12 protein-coding genes are annotated in these 11,698 nt (G+C 46.0%); 10 read left to right on the forward strand and 2 right to left on the reverse strand.

What is annotated here, in order from left to right:
• Window positions 1-15 precede the first annotated feature (15 nt).
• On the forward strand, window positions 16-690 hold the full coding sequence (clpP, locus tag ACLI09_RS12875) for an ATP-dependent Clp endopeptidase proteolytic subunit ClpP (RefSeq protein WP_411420030.1): 675 nt from the start codon (window positions 16-18) through the stop codon (window positions 688-690).
• A 72-nt stretch (window positions 691-762) separates the two neighbouring features.
• Entirely contained in the window at window positions 763-1,995 is a 1,233-nt protein-coding gene (clpX, locus tag ACLI09_RS12880; RefSeq protein ID WP_411420031.1) for an ATP-dependent Clp protease ATP-binding subunit ClpX, read from the forward strand.
• A gap of 384 nt (window positions 1,996-2,379) precedes the next feature.
• Here the strand turns inward: clpX and ACLI09_RS12885 are convergent, their stop codons facing one another.
• Window positions 2,380-3,147, reverse strand: coding sequence for an alpha/beta fold hydrolase (locus ACLI09_RS12885; protein WP_411420043.1), 768 nt, complete (start codon window positions 3,145-3,147; stop codon window positions 2,380-2,382).
• Between the two features lie 5 nt (window positions 3,148-3,152).
• Window positions 3,153-3,866 carry a pyridoxine 5'-phosphate synthase gene (locus ACLI09_RS12890; RefSeq protein WP_411420032.1) on the reverse strand — a complete coding sequence of 238 codons (714 nt, stop codon included), beginning with the start codon at window positions 3,864-3,866 and terminating at the stop codon, window positions 3,153-3,155.
• A gap of 98 nt (window positions 3,867-3,964) precedes the next feature.
• On the opposite strand from ACLI09_RS12890, the gene ACLI09_RS12895 reads away from it, so the two are divergent.
• The 8 genes from ACLI09_RS12895 to ACLI09_RS12930 form a co-directional block, all read left to right on the forward strand.
• Complete coding sequence (locus ACLI09_RS12895) at window positions 3,965-4,624, forward strand: CBS domain-containing protein (protein WP_411420033.1); 660 nt, start codon at window positions 3,965-3,967, stop codon at window positions 4,622-4,624.
• A gap of 3 nt (window positions 4,625-4,627) precedes the next feature.
• Window positions 4,628-5,509: an NAD kinase gene (locus tag ACLI09_RS12900; protein WP_411420034.1), complete on the forward strand. Its 882-nt coding sequence runs from the start codon at window positions 4,628-4,630 to the stop codon at window positions 5,507-5,509.
• Window positions 5,510-5,667: 158 nt separating this feature from the next.
• Window positions 5,668-6,354: a DUF6089 family protein gene (locus ACLI09_RS12905; protein WP_411420035.1), complete on the forward strand. Its 687-nt coding sequence runs from the start codon at window positions 5,668-5,670 to the stop codon at window positions 6,352-6,354.
• A 10-nt stretch (window positions 6,355-6,364) separates the two neighbouring features.
• Window positions 6,365-7,105 carry an isoprenyl transferase gene (locus ACLI09_RS12910; protein ID WP_411420036.1) on the forward strand — a complete coding sequence of 247 codons (741 nt, stop codon included), beginning with the start codon at window positions 6,365-6,367 and terminating at the stop codon, window positions 7,103-7,105.
• Between the two features lie 7 nt (window positions 7,106-7,112).
• A complete protein-coding gene (locus ACLI09_RS12915) occupies window positions 7,113-9,746 on the forward strand; it encodes an outer membrane protein assembly factor (RefSeq protein WP_411420037.1) in 2,634 nt (877 codons plus the stop codon).
• Between the two features lie 44 nt (window positions 9,747-9,790).
• Entirely contained in the window at window positions 9,791-10,930 is a 1,140-nt protein-coding gene (locus ACLI09_RS12920; RefSeq protein WP_411420038.1) for an OmpH family outer membrane protein, read from the forward strand.
• 43 nt (window positions 10,931-10,973) lie between these two features.
• Window positions 10,974-11,483: an OmpH family outer membrane protein gene (locus tag ACLI09_RS12925; RefSeq protein WP_411420044.1), complete on the forward strand. Its 510-nt coding sequence runs from the start codon at window positions 10,974-10,976 to the stop codon at window positions 11,481-11,483.
• Between the two features lie 81 nt (window positions 11,484-11,564).
• Window positions 11,565-11,698 (forward strand): transposase (locus ACLI09_RS12930; RefSeq protein ID WP_411420045.1); only part of this gene is annotated, 134 nt, incomplete at its 3' end.

Below are 11,698 nucleotides of genomic sequence, written 5' to 3' on the forward strand. Positions count from 1 at the left end.
AGAAAGACAACAACTATGGACTTTGGTAAAGAATTTAAAAAATACGCCACCAAACACCACGGCGTGAATAATTTATATTATGATAAGCTGGCTACCCGCCTTACACCTACCGGCCTTACGCCATATATTATGGAAGAGCGCCAGATGAACGTTGCCCAGATAGACGTGTTCTCACGCCTTATGATGGACCGTATCATCTTTTTAGGCACGGGTATAGACGACCAGGTGGCAAACATCGTTCAGGCGCAGCTATTGTTCCTGGAGAGCGCCGATGCCAGCAAAGACATCCAGATTTACATCAACTCACCGGGCGGCAGCGTTTACGCAGGCCTTGGCATGTATGATACCATGCAGTATATTAAGCCGGATGTGGCTACAATATGTACCGGTATGGCGGCTTCTATGGGCGCGGTACTGCTTTGTGCCGGTGCAGCCGGAAAACGCAGCGCACTGCCACACAGCCGTGTAATGATCCACCAGCCATCGGGCGGCGCACAGGGTGTAGCTACTGATATGGAAATCAACCTGCGCGAAATGCTTAAGCTTAAAGAAGAGCTGTATGCAATTATCTCTAAGCACAGTGGGCAGGACTACGAAAAAGTACACAAAGACAGCGAGCGCGATTACTGGATGAAAGCGCCTGAAGCGAAAGAGTACGGCATGATCGACGAGGTATTAACAAGAGAATAAATTCAGTAATAATGAGTTATATGTAACAGGGCCGCCTTATAAGCGTCCCTGTTATGTTATAATAGATAAAAAATGGCAAAAGAGGTATTAGAATGTTCTTTTTGCGGCAGGAAAAAGCCGGAAACCAACCTGCTTATAGCGGGAATCAGCGCGCATATATGCGACCGCTGCATAGAGCAGGCGCATGGCATAGTGCTTGAAGAACTAAAACAAAGCGGCAACACGGCCATGGCCGGTGAGCTGGAGCTTAAAAAACCGAAAGAGATAAGGGCGTTCCTTGACCAGTATGTTATTGGCCAGGACCAGACTAAAAAAGTGCTTTCGGTGGCGGTATACAACCACTACAAAAGGCTGATGCAGCAAAAAAGCGATGACGACGTAGAGATAGAAAAAAGCAACATACTTATGGTGGGCCAAACCGGTACCGGCAAAACGCTTGTGGCAAAAACCATAGCGCGCATGCTTAATGTGCCGCTTACCATAGTAGATGCTACCGTGCTTACCGAAGCCGGCTATGTGGGCGAAGATGTAGAGAGCATCCTTACCCGCCTGCTGCAGGTGGCCGATTATGATGTTAAAAAAGCCGAGCGTGGTATCGTGTTTATTGATGAGATAGATAAAATTGCCCGCAAAAGCGACAACCCGTCCATCACCCGAGATGTGAGCGGCGAAGGCGTGCAGCAGGGATTGCTGAAACTGCTGGAAGGCACCGTGGTAAACGTTCCGCCGAAAGGTGGCCGCAAGCACCCGGACCAGAAGTTTATCGAGGTAAATACCCAGAACATACTGTTTATTGCGGGCGGCGCTTTTGACGGCATAGAGCGTGTTATCTCTAAAAGGCTGAACCGCCAGGCGGTGGGCTACAGCACATCGCGCAATGCGGATAATATTGATAAAGACAACTTACTACAATATATCATCCCTAAGGATGTGAAGGATTTTGGGCTTATACCCGAAATCATTGGCCGCCTTCCGGTACTTACACATATGGATCCGCTGGACAGGGAAACGCTTCGTGCTATCCTTACCCAGCCTAAAAACGCCCTTGTAAAACAGTACCAGAAACTGTTTGAAATGGATGATGTGGCACTTACCGTAGAAGATGACGCCCTTGATTATATTGTAGAAAAAGCGCTGGAGTACAAGCTTGGCGCCCGTGGGCTGCGTTCGCTTTGCGAAGCCATCCTTACCGAGGCGATGTATGAATTGCCGGGCAGCGACGATAAAGAGCTGCACATAGATAAAGATTATGTAGAGCACCACCTGGGCAAAAATTTGCTTAAGAGGCTTAAAGCGGCTTCTTAGTCCAGTAGGCAGTGTTCATTAAAAGTATTCAGTGTTCAGTCACAGTAGGCAGTAGCTTCACTCAGGCGCTTTCCATTGCTTCGCCAGTCGGCAGGTGCCTCGTGCCCGAAGGCAGCGAAGCGAAGCTGAGGAATCTCTTTTGATTGGCGGGATTTCTCCCTATCGGTCGAAATGGAATACGCAAACTACATGAAAATTATGATACGAAGACCGCTGCGAGGCGGTCTTTTTTATACGGCTGTTAGTAACAAAAGATTGCCCCACTTCGCTGATGCGTTAGCAATCTCATAAAGAAAAATCCCGATAACACACCCCTACCCCTCTCGAGAGGGGAATAGCTTCACTCGTACCGATAACAAAAAAACCGCCTTACAGCGGTTTCGTTTATTTCAATAAAAACCCAAGCGTATACTCTAAAAACTCCGCCGGGTTCTCGGCATGTACCCAGTGGCCGGAGTTGGTTATATCTTTAATTTCATAATTCGGGAAGTGCGTGGCTATTAAAGCCAGATCCTGCTCCCGTATGTATTTCGACTTATCGCCACGTAAAAATAAGGTTGGCTTATTGTACACAATGCCTTCCGGCAGGGCATGGCCTATATTTTCTACCTGGGCGTTAAATACCGGCAGGTTAAACCTGAAACCCAGCTGGCCGGGCTCAACCCAGTACAGGCTTTTCATAAGGAACTGGCGTGTACCAAAATCCGGTATGTGCTGCGTCATTATCTCCTCAACGTCATTGCGAGAAGGTTTAGTAGTAAAGTCGACCGCGTTTAGCCCTGCCAGTATATCCTGGTGGTGCGGCGGGTAGTACTGCGGCCCTATGTCGGCTACCACAAGCTTGTCCAGCAACTCCGGGTGCAGCATGGCAAACAGCATCGCTGCTTTGCCGCCCATACTGTGGCCTATCATGTCTACTACGCCCAGGCTGTTGCCTCGTATGTAATCTACCAGATCCTGTACCATAGCCTCATAGGTAAACTCATCGCTATGGAAGCTCTTGCCGTGGTTGCGCATGTCTACCGCATGTACTTCATAGCCCTTTTCTACATATTTTAACCCGAGCGTTTTCCAGTTATCGCCCATCCCCATAAACCCGTGGATGATGATAAGCGGTTTGCCGCCCTCCCCTTCTATCCTGCTGTGTAACATCATGTTTATTTTAGTTTTTGAAGGTACATATTTACCACATTATCCAGCCCCAGGTACAGCGCCTCCGCTATCAACGCATGCCCTATAGATACTTCTAATAATCCGGGAATGTTCTCCTTAAAGAATTTTATATTATCAAGGCTTAGGTCGTGCCCGGCGTTAACGCCCAGCTTTAGCTGTTCACACAATATGGCGGCTTGCGTGTAGGGTTTAATTCCGTCATAATTACCCAGGCCGTACTGGTGGGCAAACGCTTCGGTATACAGCTCTATCCTTTCGGTGCCGGTTTCGGCAGCGCCTTCTATCATTTTTAAATCAGGGTCTACAAATATCGAGGTGCGTATGCCGTTGCTTTGAAACTCCTGTATTACTTCCTGCAAAAAGCCCTTATGCTTAATAGTATCCCATCCGGCGTTGCTGGTTATGGCATCATCGGCATCGGGCACCAGGGTTACCTGAGCGGGTTTTGTCTCTAACACCAGGTCAATAAACCTGCGTATCGGGTTGCCCTCAATATTATATTCGGTATACACCACAGGCACCAGGTCGCGCGCATCCTGGTAGCGGATGTGCCTTTCGTCCGGCCTTGGGTGTATGGTTACGCCCTGGGCGCCAAATTTCTGCACATCGGCGGCCACCTGTAAAAGATCAGGCACGTTGCCGCCCCGGGAATTGCGAAGCGTGGCAATTTTATTTATGTTTACACTTAGTTTAGCCATTTTTTATTGTAAAAAGTTAACAGAACCACAAAAATACAAAGTATATGGGCATGCTAAGCTAATTTTTGGTTATTTTGCATAATATTTACCTTGGCTTCATGAACGAAATTACTGACTTTTTAAATACCAATATAAAGGCACTGCGCACTACCGATTCGGTGGCAGACGCGCAGGACCTGTTTGCGGAATACCCCTTTTCGCACTTCCCCGTGCTTGAGGATGGTGTATATATAGGGTGCGCAGGCAGCGAAGATACCGAGCTTATGGATATTGAAAAAACCATGGGCGACATGCGGTACAGCTTTGAGCGCTTTTTTGTACGCGATACTACCATCTGGCTGGATGCGCTTGAGGTTTTTGCCAAGAACGAAACTAACCTTGTACCGGTTTTAAATGCCGACAACAAGTATATAGGGTACTACGAGATAACCGATATTATTAAGTTTTTTGACGAAACACCCTTCCTTAAAGAGCAGGGCGGCATACTGGTGGTAGAAAAAGGCGTTACCGATTATAGCATGAGCCAGGTAGCCCAGATTGTAGAAAGCAATAACGGCCGCCTGCTGGGCGCTTTTATATCGGAGGCCAATAATGAGCGTGTGCAGATAACCATAAAGATAAGCATGGGTGGCATGAGCGAAATTATACAAACTTTTCGCCGGTATAATTATGAGATTATTACCGAGCACCAGGAAGATGCCTACCTGAACACCCTTAAAGACCGCAGCGATTATTTAGACAAGTACCTTAATATATAGGTTATGAAAATAGCTGTTTATGGCCAGTATTATAAAGACGATACCCGCGAGATTATAGAAAAGTTGTTTCGTGTTTTTGAAGCGCACGAAACCGAAGTTATTTTTGAGCAGCGCTATTTTGAAGCGCTAAAGGCAAATGGGATTATTAAAAAAGCCTTTACGGTATTTTCTACCCATGATGAGCTGGACGACGTAAACATATTTATAAGCATAGGCGGCGATGGGACCATGCTGCGCGCGGCAACGTATGTGCGCAGTAAAGGCATACCCATAGTGGGGATAAATGCCGGGAGGCTGGGCTTCCTGGCCACGGTGCAGCAGGAGAATATAGAAACACAGCTGCCGCTTATTTTTACTAACGATTATAAAATATCGCCACGCACCCTGCTTACGCTGCAGTACGAAGGCGGTGATGAGCAGCTTGAGGGGCTTGACTTTGCACTTAACGAAATTACCGTAAGCCGAAGGGATACCACATCTATGATAACCATAGAAGTAAAACTAAACGGCGACCACCTTAACTCTTATTGGGCAGACGGGCTTATACTCAGCACACCCACCGGCTCTACAGGCTACTCGCTAAGCTGCGGCGGGCCGGTAATGATTCCCGGGGCAAACAGCCTGGTAATAACACCTATAGCGCCCCATAACCTTAATGCCCGCCCACTTGTAATACCCGATGATACTGAGATAACCATGCGCGTAAGCAGCCGCGAGGAGCAGCACCTGGTATCGCTCGATTCGCGTATTATACGGCTGGATGTAGAAACGGTGCTTACTGTTAAAAAAGCGCCTTTTAAAATAAACCTTATTGAGTTTGCCCAGGAAAAATTTCTTGATACGCTGCGTAAAAAGCTGCTTTGGGGTGAAGACAAGCGCAATTAAATAAGCATATTATTTACCGGCACATATACTACACGGCTACTTCTGCCGTTTTCAACACAGTATAAATTTGAATTTAGCAATAGAACTGCGGTAAAATGTCTAATTGTTAGGCTAATTACAAAATCTATATTGTTATATTTGCACCCAATTTTTGTTTGATGAAGCGCCTGCTGTATATAATAACATTACTGACTATAACCTTTTCGGCTACGGCCCAGATAAATGAGCTGGGGCTGTTTGTGGGTGGTGGCAACTATATAGGCGATGTAGGCCCCACCACATATATAGCGCCTAAAGACCTGGCCGTGGGCATACTCTATAAATGGAACCGCACGCCGCGCCACTCCTGGAGGGCTTCATTTACTTATGGCAAAGTATCATCTGATGATGCCGACGCCGACGCTTCGGGCAGGAAACAAAGGGGGTATTCCTTCGAAAATACGGTAAAAGAACTATCTTTAGGGCTTGAATTCAGTTTTTTTGAGTTTAACCTGCACGAAGAGCGTTTTAAATGGACACCTTATATATATACCGGCCTTAGCTATGCCTGGTATGATGAGCTGTACCGGGGAGACGACAATACTGGCGAAGACTATGATGGCGGAGGCGCACTGGCCATACCCATGACCGTAGGTGTAAAGGCACACATAGTGCGTGATTTTACCGTAGGCTTTGAGGTAGGCACACGCTACAGCTTTACAGATAACCTTGACGGGAGTAATCCTGACGGGAGCAAATACCCCGGGTTGCGATTTGGCAACCTTGAAAGTAATGACTGGTATGTATTTACCGGCTTTACGTTAACCTATACATTTGGCGATAAGCCATGCTATTGCCGTGATTAAAAAGATTTAAATGGATACTACCTTTACCCCTAATGCCGAAAACCTGCCACGCCACATAGCCATAATTATGGACGGCAACGGGCGCTGGGCAAAACAAAGAGGCATGCTCCGCGCTTTTGGGCACGAGAGCGGTGTAAAATCGGTACGGGAAACGGTAGAGGCCTGTGCGAAATTAAACATAGGCTACCTTACCCTCTATGCCTTTAGCACAGAGAACTGGAACCGGCCCCGGCTTGAGGTAGACGCGCTGATGAGCATATTGATGAACTCCCTAAAAAAGGAGCTGCCTACCATGCAAAAAAATAACATAAGGCTAAACACCATAGGCAATGCCGACATGCTGCCGGACCGCCCTAAAAAACAGCTTTATGACGTAATAGAACAAACAAAAACTAATACAGGCATGGTGCTTACCCTTGCCCTGAGCTACGGAAGCCGGGAAGAGTTAACCGCCGCCGTAAAAGAAATTTGCGAATTAATAAAAACCGGCCAACTTGATACCGCTGATATAAATGAAAACCTGATAGGGAGCCACCTATATACCCGAAACATGCCTGATGCCGACCTTGTAATACGCACCAGCGGCGAGCAGCGCATCAGCAACTTTTTGCTTTGGCAGGCAGCCTATGCAGAACTTTATTTTACTAATGTGCTATGGCCCGATTTTAGGGAAAAAGACCTGCACGAAGCATTAATCAGCTATCAAAAACGTGAACGAAGATTTGGAAAAACCAGTGAACAGCTTAAATAACACAAAAATGTTTTTTAGAGGCATTGCCCTTATAATTACTGTATTATTTTTATTACCCGCAACTGCCTTAGCGCAGGGCGAAGGCAGGCTCGAACCCGGCCATTATGTGCTGGGCGGCATTACGGTAACCGGTAAGCTTACATATAATGAGCAAACCGTAGTTACCTTTACAGGGCTTGAAAAAGGGCAGAGTATTAACGTACCCGGAGAGGAAATAAGCGTTGCCATAAAAAAGCTTTGGAAGTTAGGGCTTTTTAGCGATGTAAATTTTTTAGTGAATGACATCCGTAACGACTCTATTTTTCTGGACCTACAGATAAATGAGCTGCCTAAGCTTAGCGACGTGCGCTTTCAGGGTGTAAAAAAAGGTAAAGTAGAAGGGCTGCTTAAAGATACCGACCTTAAAAAGGGCAAGGTGGTTAATGAAAACCTTATTACCACCACAAAAAACTACATAGAAAACAAATACCGCAAAGACGGCTTTTTTAATACTAAAGTAGCTGTAAACATAATACCGGACAGTACCAATACGGTAAAGATGGTAGTAAATATTGATAAGGGTAAAAAAGTGCGCATCAGCAAGATAACCTTTACCGGCAATGAGCAGCTGTCAAACGCCAAGCTTAAAAAAGCCATGAAGGATACTAAGGAAAAAGCATTCCCTAACCCGCTGCGCCTGTTTAAGCCATCAAAGTATGTGGGCGATAAATATAAAGAAGACAAAGTTAAGCTTATAGATAAATATAAGGAAAAAGGCTACCGCGATGCCCGTATTATAAAAGACACTGTTATATACAATGCCAAAACAAACCGGGTAGCAATAGACATACAACTGGAAGAAGGCCGCAAGTACTACTTTGGCGATATGAAATTCCTTGGTAATACCATTTATACCAACCAGCAGCTGGGCCAGGTGCTGGGCATAAAAAAAGGCGATGTGTATAATGGCGTACTGCTACAGGAGCGTATTGCAAACCCTAAGCCGGATGCCGACGATATTACAAACCTGTACCAGAACAACGGCTACCTGTTCTCTGACGTAAACGCGGTAGAAACTAAAACCGCTAACGATACCATAGACTTTGAAATACGTATTAAAGAAGGCCCTATAGCTTACTTTAACCGTATTACCGTAGTAGGCAACGATAAAACTAACGATAAGGTTATTTACCGTGAACTTCGCACAAGGCCGGGCCAAAAATGGAATAAGGAAGATGTAATAGGCACCATACGCGAGCTGGGTGCACTGGGCTTCTTTGATGCGGAAACCATCCGCCCTGACGTTAAAAATGCCGACCCGGCATCGGGCACCGTAGATGTAGAGTGGCACGTTACCGAAAAAGGCTCAAGCCAGATAGAGCTGCAGGGCGGCTATGGCGGCGGCGGCTTTATAGGTACGCTGGGGCTTTCGTTTAACAACTTCTCGGCGCGCAATATGTTTAAAAAAGAGGCTTATACCCCATTACCTATGGGAGACGGCCAAAAGTTATCATTGCGCCTGCAGGGTAGTACGTATTTTCAAACCTACAGCCTTTCGTTTACAGAGCCTTGGCTGGGTGGCAAAAAACCTATACAGTTTTTCTCATCATTATCGCACAGTAAGCAGTTTTTATACAATTACAGCTCACGCGATGTAGACCGCAGCCGCAGTTTTACCATATCATCCGTTACGGCGGGTGTGTCTAAAAGGCTAAGCGACCCCGATTTTTATATGAGGCTTTCGCATTCGGGCACTTTCCAGTATTACAACCTAAGTAATTATAACACAGGATTGTTTACCTTTGGTAACGGTTCATCGCGCAATTTAGCCTACACCATAGAGCTAACGCGCGACAACAGGGGCCGTAACCCGGTGTACCCTATTTATGGTTCATTATTTAGTGCCAGTTTCAGGACAACGTTTCCTTACTCATTGGTTAACGGTGTAGATTATGCTAACCTGGGCAACCTTGAAGAGTATAAGGCGAAAGATACTGCAGGCAACTATATAGATGCTGATGGTAACCCTACAACCAACATAGCAGAGGGTGTAGAAGACCAGAGTAAAGTAGACCAGAAGAAGTTTAACTGGCTCGAATATTATAAAGTGAAGTTTAAAGGAGACTGGTACACTAAATTATACGGAACGCCCGAACATGCCCTTGTACTGCGCACGCTTACAGAGTTTGGTTTTATGGGCGCGTACAATAAAGACCGGGGCCTGGTGCCGTTTGAGCGTTTTTATGTGGGTGGAGACGGTATGGCAAACTACGCGCTTGATGGCCGTGAGGTAATACAACTGCGCGGTTACCCTAACCAGTCGCTTACCCCTACTGACCCGCTTACCGGCGTGCAGATAGGCGGTACCATATACAACAGGTTTACTATGGAACTGCGTTACCCTGTAACGCTTAAGCCACAAGCATCAATATTTGCCCTTACTTTTTTAGAGGCAGGTAACTCATGGGCTACGTGGAAAGATTATAACCCGTTCCAGATAAACCGCTCGGCAGGTTTTGGCCTCAGGGTATTCATGCCGGCATTCGGGTTACTGGGTATCGACTTCGGCTACGGGTTTGACCCTATCCAGAATGCAGATGGTACTTTTGGAGCAAAAGCAAACGGATGGGAAACCCATTTTATCATAGGACAGCAGTTCTAAAAAATTTGGCATGATATTTTCTAACATGTAAAATGTAAGAGCTTATGAAAAGATATTTAACAGTACTGATTACCGTATTAGCATCTCTAAGCGCAGCCGCCCAGGCTAAAGGTGTAAAGATTGCCTATATAGACATGGAGTACATACTGAGCAAAGCGCCGGATTTTGCCGAGGCTAAAAACCAGCTGGAGCAACGCGCCGCCAAATGGAAACAGGAGATGGACGTAAAGCGCAATGACATAAGCAAGCTTAAGGAAAGCCTGCAGGCCGAAAAAGCCCTGCTTACCAAAGAGCTGATAGATGAGCGCGAAGAAGAGATAGCATTTCTTGAAAAAGACCTGAGTGACTACCAGGAGAAGAAATTTGGCCCTAAAGGCGAACTTATTACCCAGAAAACGGTATTGGTAAAGCCCATACAGGACCAGGTTTTTACAATAGTGCAGGACCTTGCCGAAGCGCGCAAGTATGACTTTGTATTTGATAAGTCGTCTGACCTTACAATGATATTTTCGGCTAAAAAGCACGACATAAGCGACCTTATTGTTAAAAGGATGAGCCGCAGTGCCAAGCAGCAGAAGATGACCAGCAAAGAAGCTAAAAAGCTGGAAGAACAGGAAAAGCTGGATGAAGAAAACAGCGACCCTGATAAAATAGACAAACAAAAAGCGCTTGATGATAAAAAAGCGGCCAGGCAAAAACTGATAGACGACCGCAAAGCAGCCGCCGAGGCAAAAAGGCAGGCCGCTGTAGAAAAGCGCGAACAGCTGCTTAAGGACCGTGAGGCCGCCAGAGAGGCTAAAAAGAACGGCACTGCAACCCCGGCCAAACCGCAAGAAGATGCCGGTAGCGATGTAACCGGAGATGACGATGCACCGGCGCCGAGCACGAATAAAACAGCTGCCCCGCAAAGCGATACCCCTGAGGCAGGCACTAATACTGATGCCGCTGATAAAACTGCCGCCGCTAAGGCTGCCAGGGATGCCGCAGCCGCAGAGGCAAAAAGAATACGCCAGGAAAAGCTTGACGAGCGCAATAAAGCCATAGAGCAACGCAAAAAAGAAGCCCAGGAAAAGCGTGACGCGGCTAAAAAAGCAAGAGAGGAAAAACAAAACGGTACAGCCACACCTGCCGCCGCAGACCCTACAACCGGTGATGATGACCCTCCGGCAACAGGCGGCAATTAAATAAGAAACTAAAAACAAAAATTAATAATAAATACCTAAAATGATGAAACAATTGAAATCTTTGTTAATCGCTGCAATACTTTTCGTTGGCTTTAGCCAGGCGGCATCTGCCCAGGCAAAAGTTGCGCACATTAATGTAAGTGATTTAATGTCGGCTTCACCTGAAATGAAAGCTGCAAATGCCCTGCTTGAAAAAACAAGAAAAACGTATGACACTGAATATAATACAATGGTAGAAGAGTTCAGGAAAAAAGTGGCTTTATATGAAAAAGAGGCTTCTACCGTTACCGATGCTATAAACGAAACCCGCAGTAACGAGGTGCGTGACATGCAGGGCAGGATACAGGAGTACCAGCAAAATGCTTCTAAAGAGCTTCAGGAAAAACAAGAGGCTATTTACAAGCCGGTTCTTGATAAAGCTAAAGCCGCTATACAAAAAGTAGCTAAGGCAAAAGGGTACCAGTATATACTTGACTCTACAACCGGCAGTGGTGTACTTGTGGCAGACGGCCCGGACATTTTAGCAGATGTTAAAAAAGAGCTTGGCTTCTAAAAAGCAAAGTTTCCTTATCAATATAAAAACGGCTTTTATGAACTGCCCCCAAAAAGTTAGACACTATTTGGGGGTATTTTTATGGAAAGAAAAGTCAAATACAATTATGAGTTTAAGCTTCGTTGCGTTTATGAAGTATTAAAAAAGAGTCGGTCGGTCAAATCCGTAGCAACAGCAGAAGGTATGTCCTTATCACAACTTAAGCGCTGGATTAG

The organism is Flavobacterium sp. RHBU_24 (assembly GCF_046613695.1).
Lineage (GTDB): Bacteria > Bacteroidota > Bacteroidia > Flavobacteriales > Flavobacteriaceae > Flavobacterium.